Genomic DNA, 15,343 nt, shown 5'->3' with positions numbered 1-15,343 from the left:
TAGTTATTTAGCAATCGATGAACGCCAAGCTTTAATATCTTTATTGAGGACGGTAAGATCAGGAACGGGGACAGGGTTGTCAGTCAATCCGTATTTCTGCTTCAACGCTAAAATACGGTAGACACTCTCGTCAATTCGCGATTCCTTGAGCTTACCGTTCTTTACGCTCTGTAGAATCGCTTCGCGGACCCGCTTCTCATTATTATACTCATGGGCGACCAGCAGGATATCGCTGCCGGCATTGACACTGTCAAGCGCAGCTTGGCCCAGGTCGAAATGCTTCATGATTGCGCCCATTGTCAGGTCATCGGTGATAACGACACCCTTGTAGCCCATCTCTTCCCGAAGCAGATCGCCAATGATCATACGGGATAAGGAGGCGGGTTTGTCGGGGTCCAGCTTGGGAAACAGAATGTGGGCCACCATGACCGCATCGGCATTCTCCTTAATGGCAGCCTGGAAGGGGAGCCATTCTAGCCCGGCGAGCTGATCCCTTGTTTTATTCACAACAGGCAGCTCCAGATGAGAGTCTACGGAGGTATCGCCATGCCCGGGGAAATGCTTCACTACCGGAACAACGCTTTCGCTCTCGATGCCTTTCATCTCAGCAATGCCCAGTTTCACAACGGTGTCCGCCGAATTGCCGAAAGAACGGTCGCCTATGACAGGGTTCTTGGGATTGCTGTTAATGTCCAGTACTGGAGCGAAGTTCATATTAAATCCTGCGGACCGCACCTCCCGGGCAAGCAGCGTGCCCATGGTTCGTGCTGCATTCGCATCATTGCGGAGCCCCACCTTGGCGTTAGAAGGGATGGTAGCGTACTCCGCAGGCATACGGCTGACTTTGCCGCCTTCCTGATCGACACTCATGAACAGGGGAGCAGGATTGGCTGCGTTACTTTTCTTCATGGCATTAACCAATTTGACCATCCCTTGCAAATTATCGATGTTGTTACTATAGAGGATAATACCGCCTACCTTATCCTCTGTGATCATCCGTTTGGCCCCTGCATCCAGGGTTGTACCGTTAATACCGACCAGCAGCATTTGTCCGATCTTCTCCTCAAGGGTCAGGGACTGAAGCTGAAGGGTTACAGGATCAGGCTCTGCCGTAGGCGTTGCGGGAGTAGGCGTTGAGGTGTTAGCTTCTGTTGTGGACGGCCCTGCTGCTGACACGGTTGGTGCTGCGGCAGGCGCCCGTGTGGATGCTGTGGATGAGGAAGTGCTGCTGCCACAGCCGCTGATAAGCGGAATCAGGAGCAGAACAGAAACAATGGGAGCAAAGCGTTTTTTATATAAGGGAAATATCGTTAGGCGATCTATTACTTTCATCAGTTAGAGTCTTCCTTTCCTCTACGGAATGTAATGTCGGGTGGTATCATTCAGACCTGCTTTAGTGTAACCACCTTTAAATTCCATAATACCATTATCCGTCTACTTCTCCCAAGGAGAAGCGTTGCGGGAAGTAGCTCTGAGAAGTGATATTGAGAAGTAAGGGGAGGGCGGACTTGCCCCATTATCAGTCTGAATGATAAGATATACAGGAATCGATACATATTTTGAAATTTAAAAATTGAGGTGACGTGTCCATGAAAGACGAATTATTTAATGCACTTAATGAACAGATGAACTTTGAGTTCTATTCCGCTCACGTTTACCTTGCTATGGCAGCTTATTGTTCCGGTGAGAGTCTCGACGGATTTGCTAATTTCTTCTTGGTTCAAGCCGAAGAGGAAAGATTTCATGCAATGAAAATATACAGATTCCTCAATGACCGCGACAAACGGGCAACACTGGCTGCGCTCAAAGAGCCAAAAAATGAATACAGTTCGATGCTGGATGCGTTTGAACATGCCTATGCTCATGAGCAACAAAACACCAAGAAGTTCTACCATCTTGCAGACATTGCCTTGGACGAGCGCGAGCATGCGACCATCTACTTCCTGAAATGGTTCATTGACGAGCAAGTAGAAGAAGAAGCGTTGTTCAGCAACATTATTTCCAAGCTGAAACGTATCGAAAAAGACAGCAACGCTTTCTACATGCTGGATGCTGAGTTTGCTACCCGTAGCTTTACTGCTCCGGCTGAGTAACAGCAGTTAACACATATTAATCCCTGCAGCCCTTTGGCTGTGGGGATTTTTCATGTTTGTTATCGCCCGTTTAGCCTAAAAAGTTGAACGGAGTCAAATAATGTTGCATACGACAACAAAATTCATGTATTCCAACTCTATTTGGCAGGGGTAACTCTTGCGCCACTCGGCAACACTGTTTCTCTAGACCCACCCGATTAGCTGCGTGTAATATAGAACAATACTATTGCTTGGGGGTTACTGGTTTTGGATAATTACAAAGACATCAAACAGGGTGAAAGAGGTGCCTGGCTAAGCATAGCAACGTATATTTTGTTATCCGCCGTCAAGCTGTTCATAGGAACGATCTCGGGTTCCCAGGCGCTGCTTGCCGACGGATTGAACAATACTACGGATATTATAGCGTCTATAGCTGTCCTGACGGGGTTGAAAATATCGCGCAGACCTCCGGATTCCAATCACCGGTACGGACATTTCCGTGCAGAGACGATTGCGGCAATGATAGCCTCTTTTATTATGATCGCGGTCGGACTTCAAGTCTTGTACCAGGGTGTGAACAAATTCATGGAGCCGTCACTTGCGACACCGGATCTGATCGCTGCCTGGACAGCAGCGGGAAGTGCAGTCATTATGATGGCAGTCTACATGTATAACATAAAGCTGGCGCGGCGCATCAACAGCAATGCTATCGAGGCTGTAGCGCAGGACAACCGCTCGGATGCGCTGGTCAGCATTGGGGCTTTTATCGGGATTATCGGCTCCCAGTTCGGGATTCCTTGGCTGGACCCGCTTACAGCGACCATCGTCGGCCTGATGATCTGCAAAACCGCATTCGATATCTTCCGTAAGGCTACTCATGACCTCACAGACGGGTTTGATGCGGCAGAACTTGAACGGATGAAGAATACGGTGGCCGAAATTGATGGCGTGCAGTCGATCAAGGATATTAAAGCCCGTGTGCACGGCAATAACGTCCTGGTGGATACAACCGTGCTGGTGGATGCCAAGCTGAATGTGGTTCAGAGTCACGACATTACCGAAGAAATTGAAGATCAGTTGAAAGACCGTCACCAGGTTTCTTACGTGCTTGTCCATATTGAGCCTGTTTAATAGAACCAGGGATATTCCTCTTATGAGGATGTTCCTGGTTTTTCTGCGTTATTGACTGGGCACAGGGAGATGTGTGTATAATTACAATATGATATTAACAACTGGATAATATTAATGTTTTTATAGAAAAGGAGCACTGTAACCTATGTCTGATCACCCTCTTACTAATGCCAGTGGTTTAACTGAAGCACAATTTCTGGCGACTTATGATGCTGATGCGTATGAACATCCTTCGGTGACAGTGGATATGCTGATTTTTACCGTGATGGACCTGGAACAAAACAATTACCGCAAGCTTCCCCAGAAATCTCTCCAACTATTGTTGATCAAACGGGGCGAGCATCCGTACCTGGGCCAGTGGGCACTGCCGGGCGGCTTCGTATCTGTAGATGAAAGTATTGAGGATGCGGCACGACGAGAGCTATACAGCGAAACGAATATAGAGGATCTGTATATGGAGCAGTTGTTTACATGGGGAGCTGTGCACCGTGACCCGCGTACACGGGTTATTAGCTGTTCGTACATGGCGCTCGTTGACCGAACCACGCTGGATGTGCGGGCCGGGGACGATGCTACGGATGCAGCCTGGTTCGATGTCTCTTATACAATTGAGGCTGAACACACAACAACCACTGAACAGGGAACGGAGACAGAGAAGCGGGTTCGCATCAAACTTCAGAATGAGCAAGAGACTCTATCTGCAGTTGTGAGGATTGTAGAGTCCGTACAGGGACGTGTCAGAAAGCTGTCACGTGAGATTGTAGAGAGTGAGGGAATAGCGTTTGACCATTCCATCATGATTGAGTATGCGATCGAGCGTCTGAGAGGCAAGGCTGAATATACCGATATCGTGTTCAACCTGATGCCGCCATTGTTCACATTGTCTGAATTACAGCGGGTGTATGAGATTATTCTCGGAAAAGAGCTGCTGGCCGCGGCTTTCCGCCGTAAAATGGCCGATGCCGTTACCGAAACCGACGAGTACACCAAGGATGCTGGACATCGTCCATCGAAGTTGTACCGATATAACCCGGAGTGGAGCCATAGATAGCCCTCATCGATAATATTTCATGTAGAATATTGTCGTGTGATGTTGTTAACTGAACTTTCATGCAAAATGGTAGAGAATATACCTTATTTCCCATTCGAATGGTTTGGGATAACGAAGGGATGAGGCCATGATTGCCTGGAAAGATTCTTACGATATTGGGGTAGAAAAAATTGACTGTCAGCACCGGCAGCTGCTGGCGAAGCTCAATGAGTTTTTCGAAGCTTGCTCGAATCAGCAGGGCCGGGACAAGATTATGGAAACACTGAAATTCCTGAAAGAATACACACTCGAGCATTTCGGCGACGAAGAAGAGCTGATGGGAGAGATTGATTTTCCGGAGCTGACGGAGCACCGCAAGACCCATGCGGATTTTGTGAAAACAGTGCTTGAGCTTGAAGAAATGATCAACGCCAAGGGCGTGTCCGTTCTGTCTACGATCAAATTGAACCGTACTTTGACGGATTGGCTTGTTAACCACATTAACAAATGTGACAAGCTCATTGGTGAATACATGGCTAGCCGCGGCAAAGCCGTATAACATGACTTAAAGCCAGCAAGCTTCCTAGCCGGAGTTTGCTGGCTTTTTGCATACAGAAATTATATTTCAATAGTTGATATGAATGGATCAGTATTTGATCTACTGCTGCCTTTGATTTATTATGGCTACACCACAGACAAGAGGTGAGTAACTTGAAGCAATATGAATCGGCCACTTTAAAAAAAGGGCTTCTGATCCTGGATACGCTGCAGCAGACAGAGTCTATGAAACTAAGCGAGATCATCCAGATCGTTAATCTGAATAAATCTACCGTATATCGCTTGCTGTATACCCTGGAGCTTGCAGGCTATGTGAAAAAGACGGATTTTGCTTATAGTGTGACGGAGAAAATAGGCGGAGCCGTGAGTCACCCTTCCCCTAGACTGGAGTGGGTGGCTGTCCCGCCGTTGTATCATTTGAGCCGTGAGGTCGGTGAGACCCTGTACATTGGGATTCTTAACGGTATCCATGTCGTGACAACCCAAGTGATAGAAGGAACACATACGATGCGGATTCATTCCAAGGTGGGCGACCAGGCTTACGCACATCTGAGCGCCTTCGGCAAAGCCATTCTTGCTCATCTGGATGAACGCAAGCTGGAAGCTATACTGAAGAACGTTATCCAGCACAAAAATACCCCAAATACCTTTGACGATTTCCACTTGCTGAGAGAGCATCTTAAAGTGATTCGCCAGCAAGGGTATGCCATTGATGACGAAGAGACGGAAATCGGCCTCCGCTGTATTGCGGCTCCTGTGTTTTATAAAGAGACTGCTATAGCTGCTGTTGCCATCTCAGGTCCTTCTGCGCGGATGACCAAAAAGAAAGACCGAGCGCTGAGCAGACAATTGCAGGAATGCAGCATGCAGATATCGAAACTGCTGGAGAATGAATAACAATGCCGGCCGGGATGGCCCCGCTTTGTATCATTGAAGATTAATCTTAATAGCGGGGCGCACGCCGTAACAAGCTAAGTTGACACGACCATAACTGCGGATACTGCTTCGAGGACCAACAAAATACGCGCGGGCAGAAATACCAAGTTGAGTTCTCAGCCACCACCATGAGCAGCCAAGCGCTTCATCATTCTCGAGGATATAGTCAGCTCTGACTGTTTTATCATACACATACAAGCGGCATCCATCGTTCTTTTGTATTCTGGACAATTCCGTTCCTACTGCACGACGTCTGACACCTAAAGAATCTTCGTCAAGTTTATAGGTCAGCTTTTTCACTTCTGCAACGCTGAGCAGAAATACCTTGTCCTCCGTATCTGAACTTCCGTCCCCGTTGTCAGCGCAAAGTGTTGGCTTGATGAACTTCATCTCAGCATCATTGAACGCGGCATGATAAAACTCTTCGTTCAGCCACCTTCGCAGATTAGAGTCACGCCAAGTAATATCGACATTTTCATGATGATATCGTTTGCAGTCCAAAATGTACTGGCTCAAAACGAACAGCTCTCCACCTGAATTTTGCAGCACCCGCCACTTGATCGGCGTTTTGTCCGCGCCGTGTACAGTTTGCGGGTAAGTGCCAAAAGTTATGATGTCGCCGGGCGCTGCGCTACGGTTCTGTGTGAAGGCAAGACTGTTATTTTCCAATCAGATTCACTCCTTATCGTGTCTAGTTCAATTGTACAACATTCATGCAAGTGCTAAAGATGAAGCCGTCAAATCCTTGATTTAGCGCAATAGTAATCATAAAAAGCTTCTCACTGTTCTTGAATGTTCTTGTTTAAGATGTCACTAATACCAGCAAGTTGGAAAAACAGGGGGGAAACGTCCTGGAAATTGGCTTGGCATTGTGCAGCCGCATTTTCCAGACGTTTCCCCTGAATTAATTACTATCTATAAATCGTTTAAGGCCCTCTACCGCATAATCATGGTCAAGTTGACCTGTTAGTCCGGCTACTGTAACGGAGCCTATTACACCTACGTTTTTGATGCGAAGCGGAAAAGTGCCGCCTACCGCCTGATATTCAGCGGGTGATAGAAGAGAGCTCTCTGTATGCGTAGTTCCACTCTGGGCGAAACGTTCGGCAATGTAAGCGGAGCTACGGTTGTAGTGGTCGGTTACCCGCTTTTTACGGAAGAGCCAGTGGTAATTCTCATCAGAGGTGCCTTCCATCAGATGGGTGAACAATGGGACACGGTTCCGCTCAATATGAACGGCAATTGAGGTGCCTTGTTCTTTGGCATAGTTGATAATGGTAAATCCGAGCTCCAGGGCATCCTCGTTAGTAAAATGATCTAATTGGAGTTGGTTCTCCAGTTGTTCCAGCGATTGAAGATTCATCATAATTTCACTCCTCAAAAAGTTGTTGTTGTCTGTCTAGACGATAGTTCAGCATGGCCAAAAGCATAGCTCCGCACACCATGATGGCTCCAAGCCAAGCAGTGTCCAAGTAACCCAGATGGTCCACGGCATAGCCTCCTATGGTAGAGCCAGCCGCAATGCCGATATTAAAGGCGGAAATATTCAGTGCTGATGCCAGATTTTTAGCTGACGGGGCGAACTCTTCAGCGAGTGTCAGGATGTAGGCCTGTACTCCCGGAGACATCATGAAGGCGAAGAAGCCCATTAAGATAAGCCCCAGAATGGTCAGTTGCTTGCTCGGCAGCAGTACGATTTGCAGCAGTAATACAATGCTTTGGCACAAAAATACAAGCCGCAGCGATTTTACAGGGTGCGCATTGGCGAGTTTTCCGCCGACTAGGTTGCCTATCGCAACAGCAACTCCATAGACTAGCAGCAGAAGCGTAATGGAGCCGGGCGAATAGCCGCTGATATTTTCCAGAATAGGCGTAAGGTAGGTGAATAAAGTAAACGTTCCACCGAAGCCGAGTATGGTCATCAGTAAAGCCAGCAGGATGCGGTTGTTAAAGACCAGCTTTCTGATATCGCTTAAGCGAAGCTTGCTCGAATCCTGATTAACCTTACCGATCGCCAGACCATTGGAGGCCAAAGCTATGAAGCCAAGTGCGGCTACAACGCCAAAGGTAGCCCGCCAGCCGAAATGCTGGCCGATATACGTTCCCATGGGAACGCCGGCAATGGTGGCTACGGTTAGTCCGGTGAACATGATCGAGACAGCGGTACCTTTATGACTGGCGGGAACCATGTCCACAGCAACGGTAGCTGCTACTGCAAAATACACACCGTGGGCGATGGCTGTAATGACCCGTGACAACATTAGCAGACCATACGAATGCGAGAATGCTGCCAGCAAGTTGCCTAAGGTAAATATGGTCATCAAAAGGAGAAGAAGCTGCTTTTTGGGAAAACGCCCTGAAAAAGTCGCGATGAGCGGAGTTCCTACGGCAATTGCGACGGCATAGCCGGAAATAAGTGTTCCTGCTCGTGTGATACTGATGGAAAGATCATCTGCTACCGTTTGCAGCAGCCCTACCAGGACAAACTCCGTTGTTCCGATAGCAAACGCGCTGATGGCAAGGGAGAGTAGAGCGATATAAATCTTCGCTGACATTAGGGATGAAGTCACTTCCTCTCTTGAAGCTCTGTTGCTCAAGTTCCTTCTCCGGAGAAGTCTTGCAGTAAAAGCTGTCTTTATAATAACGGAAGTTAAAAACAACCCTCAAAAAATGCGTAAAAGTTTCAAAAATAGAAACGAGCGAGGGCCATTACAGCACGAATAAATCTGCGGTCTTTGACGATTCCCTGCGTGGATTTTATACTGTGTTAACGGTTTGTGTTATGATTTGAGTTAGATACAGAAGAACGCGGTGAAGGGGAGAAACATAATGAAGACTTTGCAAAGAATAGCCTCGGGAGTATTGATGCTGCTTGGGTTGGTTCTAGTGAATTATTACATCGGCTATCACCTGTGGTTGTTGGTACAGGAATGGCTGCCAGGATCGTCTCCGGCCTTGTTCTGGAGTCTCTTTACAGTTGTAGCGCTGGCATACGTCATCGGAATGATTCCATGGCCGCAGGTGCTTAAACCAGCTGGAAGACTGTTTAAGGTCGTAGGTTCATACTACTTGGCTTGTATGGAATTTGCTATTCTCCTGCTGCCTTTGACAGATTTGGTTTACCTGCTGCTCTACTGGAGCGGTAAGGTACCTGATTCCTTTGTCACTGATGCTGGCGGGGTGCTGTTGGTGCTGTTGGCTCTGTTCCTGATTTGGGGCTCCAGAAATGCTTGGAGTACGGTTGTGCGGAATCATTCGCTGCCCATCGCCAAATCGCGTGGAACCCGGAAGCCGCTGACCGTCGCCGTAGCGTCTGATCTGCATTTGGGGAACATCGTCGGCAATCGTCATCTGAAAAAAATGGTGGCAGAGATCAATCACATGCAGCCGGATATTGTCCTGCTGGCCGGGGATGTGCTGGATGATAGCATCGAGCCGTTCGTTCGTAATAAGATGAGCGACCAGTTAAAACTGCTTAAAGCCCGTTATGGCGTATATGCTGTGCTGGGTAACCATGAATACTACGGTGGCTCCATCGAGGAATATACTCAAGTGATGAAGAGCATCGGGATCAGGGTGCTACAGGACGAAGTTGTGGAGACAGCCGGTGTTTACATCGTAGGTCGTAAGGACAAAACTGCGGAAACGATGGAGGCCGGCGGCAGATTGAGCGTACCTGCGCTGCTTGAGGGAATTGACCATTCCAAGCCTGTCATCATGATGGACCACCAGCCGACCGGCTTTGGAGCTGCAGCTCAGGCAGGTGTGGACGTTCTCCTCTCGGGTCATACGCACCGCGGCCAGATCGCACCCAACCACTGGATAACCAAACGATTATTTGAGCTTGATTGGGGATATCTGCAAAAAGAAAACCTCCATGTAGTAGTCTCTTCTGGCTACGGAACGTGGGGGCCGCCAATCCGCTTGGCCAGCCGTTCCGAGCTAATTAAGCTGGAGGTTTTGCCGGAAGGTAGAACGAGATACAGTGAAGAGCCGGTAACTGCGAAGACTGTGCTGGTTTAACCAGCGAAAACTATCACCGAAATCAAATGATCTGGAGTCATGATTGAAGCGATGATTGTGTGCCCTGAAGCTATGGCTTCGGGGCTTTTTTGTGTAATAGTTGGAGGAGCAGACAAAATTCAGTTTTGACAAGTCTGAGGTGGTAGTGTATTTTGAATATAGTTAAGTTATTAACTGATTGGAGCTGAAAACGAAGTTATGGATGATTTGCAGAAATATGTACTGAACCAGCCGCTGCCTACAGAGGCGTTCTTTACCCTGGTGGAGACGACTGCTAAGCTGGTGGCTGTTTCCGAGAAATACTGGCAATCCAAGGGCCTGAATGGAGCGAGAATTCGCATCCTGGTAGAGATCGCCAAACAGGGTGGTAGCATCCTGCCCTCCGAGCTGGCGTCGATCATAGGCGTTACCAAGGCAAATATTAGCCTGCTGCTGACCCCAATCGAAAAGGACGGCTATATCAGCCGGGCCAGTGATGCAGCCGATGGCAGGAAGACGGTGATTTCTTTGACTGGTAAAGGTGAAGCGTTGCTGGAGGAGCATTTACCAGAGAACCGGCAAGCGGTGGGCGAGCGGATGCAGCAGCTGGAGCCGCAGGAAATCCATCAGCTGATGGGATTGTTGCGGAAGTTGACCAGAGAGTAGCTGATTGGATCAGCGTACTCTTTTTAATTATATAGTTAATAACTTAACTAAACTCAGGAGATGGAAAGGACGTTATTCATGTCGATACTTATTACCGGAGCAACCGGACAGCTTGGCACTAAAATTATCGAAAAACTCGCAGAGATTATTCCCCCGGAACAGTTGATTGCAGGTGTCCGGGACCCGCAGAAGGCAGAGTATTTGCAGCCCCTTGGAGTACAGATCCGAATTGTGGATTATGATCAGCCGGAGACCCTTGAGGAAGCTTTCACCGGGGTTTCCAGGCTACTGCTCATCTCCAGCTCAAATACGGATGATGGTATCCGCTATGTTCAGCATAGTCATGTTATCGAGGCAGCTAAGAAAGCGAAGGTAGAACATTTCTTGTACACAAGCTTTGCCTTTCCAAAACCCGGTGCCGATCCGCAGCATAATGTGCATCTGCGCACCGAGCAGGCGATTCTCGATTCCGGCCTAAATTATACTTTTCTCCGCAATGCCCTATATACGGATTTTGCCGGTGTACTTGGATTGAATGAAGCACTTGCGAGTGGGGAACTAATTACCGCCCCGGGAGACTGGGTGTTCAACACCGTTACACGCCGCGATCTCGCCCTTGGAACGGCCAGCATATTGGCTTCATCCGATCATAAGAATGCCATTTATGAATTGACTGCCTCGGAGACGTGGGATTTCCGTCAGCTGGCAGTGGTACTGTCGGAGATAGCCGGTCAGCCAGTGGTTCATAAGCAGGACGCAGGGGTGCAGCACTGGATCTACCCGTTTCTGTCCAGACTCGATACCGCATCCACTTCACAGGATCTGGAGCGTTTTGTTGGAGGGCCGTTGCTTTCTCTAAAAGAGAGCATAATTCCCTTCATCCGTTCCACAGCTGACTGAGCGAACGTATTGCAGATTAGATAAAGTTGTTGAATCGCTCTAATGTTGATACTATGGGAGCATTATATGATGTCCAGGTATGGCAGAGAGTGAGTGAGAAGCAATGAAGAAGATTCTAGTGACCGATGATGATATGAACATCCGCACCTTATTGAAGCATGTGCTGACAAGAGAAGGGTATCAGGTGCTTGAGGCAGGGGATGGCCGGGAAGGGATTACGGTGTTAAAAGAACACACAGTGGACATGGCGATTGTCGATGTGATGATGCCACATGTCGATGGGCTGGAGCTGTGCCAATATATCCGTGAGACGTACGATATCCCGGTCATTCTCCTGACGGCACGGCAGCAGCTCAGTGACAAAGAGCAGGGGTACTTGCGGGGAACTGACGATTATTTGACCAAGCCTTTTGAGCCGGAGGAGCTGATCTTTCGAATGAAGGCGTTGTTCCGGCGTTATTCGGTGGCTTCCAACGATAAGATTCGCCTGAATTCCCTTGTCATTGACCGCAAAAATTATGAGATCAACGATGGGGATGATGTCCTGCTGCTTCCTGTAAAGGAATTCGAGCTGCTGGCGCAGCTGGCTCAATATCCGGGTCGGCTGTTCTCTCGCTCTGAACTGATTGAGCTGGTCTGGGGAGCCGGGTACGAGGGGGATGAGCGGACGGTCGATGTACATATTAAGCGGCTGCGGCAGCGGTTTGCCGGGTATCAAGATGATTTTGTAATCCGGACGGTGCGCGGCATCGGCTACAAGGTGGAGATGATCAACGCATGAAGTCCTTGTATGTTCGGATGTGCCTTGTTTTTTGCTCTGTCATTATTGTGAGCAGTCTGCTCGGCTTCCTGATCTCTAATCTCTATTATCAGTCGCAGGTAAAGCCGGAGAACGATGCCAAGCTGACCGGGATGGCTGTACAAATCCAGCAGTTTATTGCCACGCACCCGGAGTCGCAGGAGGATTATCTGCAAAGCACGGCAGCTCTTGGTTATCGACTCTACCTGACGAACGGGAAAGGCGACGAGCGAACCTATGGCGAGCCATTCCGGGTCATGGATCTGGAGAAAGAGCAGATTGACACGGTGCTGGGAGGACAGGTATACCACGGAATTGCCGAGTTTCCAAGCAAGCCGTTTATCACCGGTTTTTTTGACAACCAGCTGCGGAATTCGATAGGCGTGCCGATCAACACGGCGGCAGACACTTATGCACTGTTCCTGCGGCCGGATGCTCAGGTTCAGTTCGGAGAGCTGCGGATCTTTTTTGCGATGATTATCGGGTTCACGATACTAATCAGTCTGGGCTTTGTGATGATCAGTGTATTTCATATTGTCCGGCCGATCACCCGGCTGACTACAGCCACGAAGCGGATCTCCAAGGGCCGGTACGATATCAGGCTGAATACGTGGCGGAAGGACGAGATCGGTCAGCTGGCTTCTCATTTTATGGTGATGAGCCGGGAGCTGGAACGGACGAACCGTGCACGGCAGGATTTTGTCGCTAATGTCTCGCATGAGATTGAATCCCCGCTTACGTCGATTCAGGGCTTTGCACATGCGCTGAGAGAAACCTCGCTGCCGGAAGAGCAGCGGCTGGAGTATCTCACCATTATTGACGGAGAGAGCCGCCGTCTGTCGCTGCTTAGCAAGCAATTGCTTACGTTGTCTTCGCTGGATTATGATGCCGAGGCGCTAACCAAGAAAGACTTCGATCTCAAGGCCCAATTGCGTCAGGTTGTGCAGATTATGGAGTGGAGACTGACGGAGAAGCAGCTCGCTGTGCGTCTGAATCTGGCGGACATCAGTATCCATGCTGATTCTAATTTGCTCTATCAGGTGTGGATGAATCTGGTGTCCAATGCCATAAAATACACGCCTGTCGGCGGTTCCATCGCCATAACCTCCAAAACAGCCGGAGGAAATTGTATCGTATCGGTCACAGATACTGGCGAAGGCATCGCCGAAGAAGAATTGCCGATGATCTTCGACCGTTTCTATAAAGTCGACCGGGCGCGTACCCATGAGACGCATAGCAGCGGCCTCGGACTTGCCATTGTGCAAAAAATTATTGAAGCACATGCCGGAACCGTGGAGGTCTCCAGCAGTGTAGGTGAAGGGACCATCTTCACCGTGACCCTCCCACTATTGTAAATAGTGGGTTTTTGTAATTCTTTATTCATACTCCGTTCATTTTCACTTTCTACACTGTAGCTATACAGAGTAGAAGGAGTGGTACTATGTTTTTAGCCCTGAGAGAGATGAGGCATTCCAAAGCCAGATATTCGTTGATCATGGTGATTATGCTCTTGGTCTCATTTCTGGTCTTGTTTGTTACGGGACTAGCAAGAGGCTTGGCTTATGCCAATATTTCCGCTGTGGAGAACATGCCTGCGAATTATTTCGCGGTTCAAAGCGACGCGGAGCATACCTTCAGACGTTCCGTTCTGGGCGGTACAGAGCTTGAAGCGGTTCGGGCAGTCAGCGGAGAGGCTAATGCAACCCCGCTTGCGGTGCAAATGAGCACGATTACCGCAGGGACTGGTAACGCCGATGACGTGAAGGCTGACATTACTTATTTTGCAGTGGATATGAACGGAATGTTGGCACCCAAAGTGGTTGAGGGGGATAAGCTCACCAATGACACCACAGGCAGTGTGCTCGTAGATAAGAAGCTGGAGCAGTCAGGTATCACAATCGGGAGTACGCTCCGTGATCAGGCCACTGGCAAAAGTTTTACCGTAGCCGGATTCGTGAAGGATAACTCCTATAGCCATACCCCAGTGGTCTATATCAATCAACAAGAATGGCAAGAGATGAAGCAAGGTTCCAGCCAAGGAGGGGGCTCTCCGCAAGAGGCATCCTTTAATGTTATTGCACTGAACATCACCGCTGATCAGGCCGCCGAGATTAATGGCAAGCTCGATCATGTGGAGATCATTACCCAGAAGCAGGCTATTGAGAGCATTCCGGGATATTCCGCGGAGCAAGGCTCTCTGCTCATGATGATCGTTTTCCTATTTGTTATTGCCGCTTTCGTGCTGGCCGTCTTCTTCTATGTCATTACCATTCAGAAAACAAGCCAGTTCGGCATTCTCAAAGCCATGGGCACCAAGATGTCTTATCTCGCTTGGAGTGTCGTAGGCCAAGTCATGATTCTGTCCATAGTGAGCCTGATTGTCAGTCTGGCACTGACCTTTGGGATGAACATGGCGCTGCCGGATTCGATGCCGTTCCAGCTTGAACCGATGACGATTCTGTGGACCAGCTTATTATTCGTAGGTATGTCCTTGTGCGGATCGCTCATATCAGTGGTACGAGTAGCGAAAGTCGATGCACTGGAAGCGATAGGGAGGGCTTACGCATGAGTGCGAAACTAACAATGAAGCAAGTGACCAAAACTTACGGTGACGGGGATACGACCATCTCGGTGCTGCACAACCTGAACCTGGAAGTTCAGGCGGGCGAATTCGTAGCGGTGCTGGGACCCTCGGGTTCCGGGAAAAGTACCTTTTTGTCTACAGCAGGTGCGCTGCTCTCGCCAACCAGCGGAGAAGTTCTGATTGACGGGGAATCGTTAAAAGACAAGGATAAAAGCGCGCTGACCCAGCTACGGCTGGAGAAAATCGGCTTTATGTTCCAAAGCGCTCAGCTGCTCCCATACCTGAAGGTAGAGGAGCAGCTACTATACGTAGCCAAGCTGGCGAAGCTTGGAACGAAGGAGTCCAAACAGCGGGCGGACTACTTGCTGAAGCGCCTGGGGATCTGGGAACGGCGGAATCAATACCCGGAAGCACTCTCCGGCGGGGAAAAGCAGCGGGTCGCTATCGCCAGAGCGTGGATGAACAAGCCGGCGATTCTGTTCGCGGATGAGCCGACGGCAAGCCTCGACTTTAAGCGAGGCAAAGAGGTCGTCAGCATGATCGCCGACGAGGTGAAACGGGAAGGCAAAGCGGCGGTAATGGTCACGCATGACGAACGAATGCTGGAATGGTGTGACCGTGTGCTGCATTTGGAAGAAGGTATACTGGTTGAAGGCGTTTAGCCT

General features: G+C 49.2%; 16 protein-coding genes. 12 read left to right on the top strand and 4 right to left on the bottom strand.

Annotated elements, in window-relative coordinates:
- Positions 1-3: 3 nt before the first annotated feature.
- A complete protein-coding gene (gene nagZ, locus ACFVU8_RS05895) occupies positions 4-1,332 on the bottom strand; it encodes a beta-N-acetylhexosaminidase (protein WP_387426234.1) in 1,329 nt (442 codons plus the stop codon).
- A gap of 257 nt (positions 1,333-1,589) precedes the next feature.
- On the opposite strand from nagZ, the gene ACFVU8_RS05890 reads away from it, so the two are divergent.
- The 5 genes from ACFVU8_RS05890 to ACFVU8_RS05870 all read left to right on the top strand — a co-directional run bounded on the left by ACFVU8_RS05890 (position 1,590) and on the right by ACFVU8_RS05870 (position 5,688).
- The gene (locus ACFVU8_RS05890) at positions 1,590-2,093 is read left to right on the top strand and encodes a ferritin (RefSeq protein WP_379466822.1); all 504 of its coding nucleotides are present in this window, start codon (positions 1,590-1,592) and stop codon (positions 2,091-2,093) included.
- 246 nt (positions 2,094-2,339) lie between these two features.
- Positions 2,340-3,203, top strand: a complete 864-nt coding sequence (locus tag ACFVU8_RS05885) for a cation diffusion facilitator family transporter (RefSeq protein ID WP_387426232.1) — start codon at positions 2,340-2,342, stop codon at positions 3,201-3,203.
- Between the two features lie 145 nt (positions 3,204-3,348).
- On the top strand, positions 3,349-4,254 hold the full coding sequence (locus ACFVU8_RS05880) for an NUDIX hydrolase (RefSeq protein WP_387426231.1): 906 nt from the start codon (positions 3,349-3,351) through the stop codon (positions 4,252-4,254).
- A 127-nt stretch (positions 4,255-4,381) separates the two neighbouring features.
- Positions 4,382-4,792: a bacteriohemerythrin gene (locus tag ACFVU8_RS05875; protein ID WP_083205157.1), complete on the top strand. Its 411-nt coding sequence runs from the start codon at positions 4,382-4,384 to the stop codon at positions 4,790-4,792.
- Between the two features lie 152 nt (positions 4,793-4,944).
- Positions 4,945-5,688 carry an IclR family transcriptional regulator gene (locus tag ACFVU8_RS05870; protein ID WP_387426229.1) on the top strand — a complete coding sequence of 248 codons (744 nt, stop codon included), beginning with the start codon at positions 4,945-4,947 and terminating at the stop codon, positions 5,686-5,688.
- A gap of 30 nt (positions 5,689-5,718) precedes the next feature.
- On the opposite strand, the gene ACFVU8_RS05865 is transcribed toward ACFVU8_RS05870, so the two are convergent.
- The 3 genes from ACFVU8_RS05865 to ACFVU8_RS05855 all read right to left on the bottom strand — a co-directional run bounded on the left by ACFVU8_RS05865 (position 5,719) and on the right by ACFVU8_RS05855 (position 8,324).
- Complete coding sequence (locus ACFVU8_RS05865; RefSeq protein WP_387426227.1) at positions 5,719-6,396, bottom strand: DUF6273 domain-containing protein; 678 nt, start codon at positions 6,394-6,396, stop codon at positions 5,719-5,721.
- Between the two features lie 235 nt (positions 6,397-6,631).
- Positions 6,632-7,093, bottom strand: a complete 462-nt coding sequence (locus ACFVU8_RS05860) for a heme-degrading domain-containing protein (protein WP_387426225.1) — start codon at positions 7,091-7,093, stop codon at positions 6,632-6,634.
- A gap of 4 nt (positions 7,094-7,097) precedes the next feature.
- Positions 7,098-8,324, bottom strand: coding sequence for an MFS transporter (locus tag ACFVU8_RS05855; RefSeq protein ID WP_387426224.1), 1,227 nt, complete (start codon positions 8,322-8,324; stop codon positions 7,098-7,100).
- Positions 8,325-8,556: 232 nt separating this feature from the next.
- Between ACFVU8_RS05855 and ACFVU8_RS05850 the strand changes: the two genes are divergently transcribed.
- From ACFVU8_RS05850 to ACFVU8_RS05820, 7 genes are all read left to right on the top strand, one after another.
- A complete protein-coding gene (locus ACFVU8_RS05850; protein ID WP_379466829.1) occupies positions 8,557-9,750 on the top strand; it encodes a metallophosphoesterase in 1,194 nt (397 codons plus the stop codon).
- 198 nt (positions 9,751-9,948) lie between these two features.
- Positions 9,949-10,395 (top strand): MarR family winged helix-turn-helix transcriptional regulator, encoded by a 447-nt coding sequence (locus ACFVU8_RS05845; protein WP_379466830.1) that lies wholly within the window; start codon positions 9,949-9,951, stop codon positions 10,393-10,395.
- A gap of 78 nt (positions 10,396-10,473) precedes the next feature.
- A complete protein-coding gene (locus ACFVU8_RS05840) occupies positions 10,474-11,295 on the top strand; it encodes an SDR family oxidoreductase (protein WP_387426223.1) in 822 nt (273 codons plus the stop codon).
- Positions 11,296-11,398: 103 nt separating this feature from the next.
- Positions 11,399-12,076: a response regulator transcription factor gene (locus ACFVU8_RS05835; protein ID WP_379466832.1), complete on the top strand. Its 678-nt coding sequence runs from the start codon at positions 11,399-11,401 to the stop codon at positions 12,074-12,076.
- Positions 12,073-13,449: a sensor histidine kinase gene (locus ACFVU8_RS05830; protein ID WP_387426222.1), complete on the top strand. Its 1,377-nt coding sequence runs from the start codon at positions 12,073-12,075 to the stop codon at positions 13,447-13,449. The genes ACFVU8_RS05835 and ACFVU8_RS05830 overlap by 4 nt, the downstream gene beginning before the upstream one ends.
- A gap of 86 nt (positions 13,450-13,535) precedes the next feature.
- A complete protein-coding gene (locus ACFVU8_RS05825) occupies positions 13,536-14,663 on the top strand; it encodes an ABC transporter permease (RefSeq protein WP_387426219.1) in 1,128 nt (375 codons plus the stop codon).
- A complete protein-coding gene (locus ACFVU8_RS05820; RefSeq protein ID WP_387426218.1) occupies positions 14,660-15,340 on the top strand; it encodes an ABC transporter ATP-binding protein in 681 nt (226 codons plus the stop codon). The genes ACFVU8_RS05825 and ACFVU8_RS05820 overlap by 4 nt, the downstream gene beginning before the upstream one ends.
- Positions 15,341-15,343 lie beyond the last annotated feature (3 nt).

Origin of the sequence: Paenibacillus sp. NPDC058177 (genome assembly GCF_042883835.1) — a bacterium.
GTDB lineage: Bacteria > Bacillota > Bacilli > Paenibacillales > Paenibacillaceae > Paenibacillus_AQ > Paenibacillus_AQ agri.
The sequence above is the reverse complement of the archived record's forward strand: the minus strand, read 5'-3'. Positions and strand labels throughout refer to the sequence as shown.

Coding starts and splice junctions, on each gene's coding strand:
- nagZ (WP_387426234.1), bottom strand. CDS start 1,332: ATGAAAGTAATAGATCGCCTAACGATATTTCCCTTATATAAAAAACGC.
- ACFVU8_RS05890 (WP_379466822.1), top strand. CDS start 1,590: ATGAAAGACGAATTATTTAATGCACTTAATGAACAGATGAACTTTGAG.
- ACFVU8_RS05880 (WP_387426231.1), top strand. CDS start 3,349: ATGTCTGATCACCCTCTTACTAATGCCAGTGGTTTAACTGAAGCACAA.
- ACFVU8_RS05875 (WP_083205157.1), top strand. CDS start 4,382: ATGATTGCCTGGAAAGATTCTTACGATATTGGGGTAGAAAAAATTGAC.
- ACFVU8_RS05860 (WP_387426225.1), bottom strand. CDS start 7,093: ATGATGAATCTTCAATCGCTGGAACAACTGGAGAACCAACTCCAATTA.
- ACFVU8_RS05850 (WP_379466829.1), top strand. CDS start 8,557: ATGAAGACTTTGCAAAGAATAGCCTCGGGAGTATTGATGCTGCTTGGG.
- ACFVU8_RS05845 (WP_379466830.1), top strand. CDS start 9,949: ATGGATGATTTGCAGAAATATGTACTGAACCAGCCGCTGCCTACAGAG.
- ACFVU8_RS05840 (WP_387426223.1), top strand. CDS start 10,474: ATGTCGATACTTATTACCGGAGCAACCGGACAGCTTGGCACTAAAATT.
- ACFVU8_RS05835 (WP_379466832.1), top strand. CDS start 11,399: ATGAAGAAGATTCTAGTGACCGATGATGATATGAACATCCGCACCTTA.
- ACFVU8_RS05830 (WP_387426222.1), top strand. CDS start 12,073: ATGAAGTCCTTGTATGTTCGGATGTGCCTTGTTTTTTGCTCTGTCATT.
- ACFVU8_RS05825 (WP_387426219.1), top strand. CDS start 13,536: ATGTTTTTAGCCCTGAGAGAGATGAGGCATTCCAAAGCCAGATATTCG.
- ACFVU8_RS05820 (WP_387426218.1), top strand. CDS start 14,660: ATGAGTGCGAAACTAACAATGAAGCAAGTGACCAAAACTTACGGTGAC.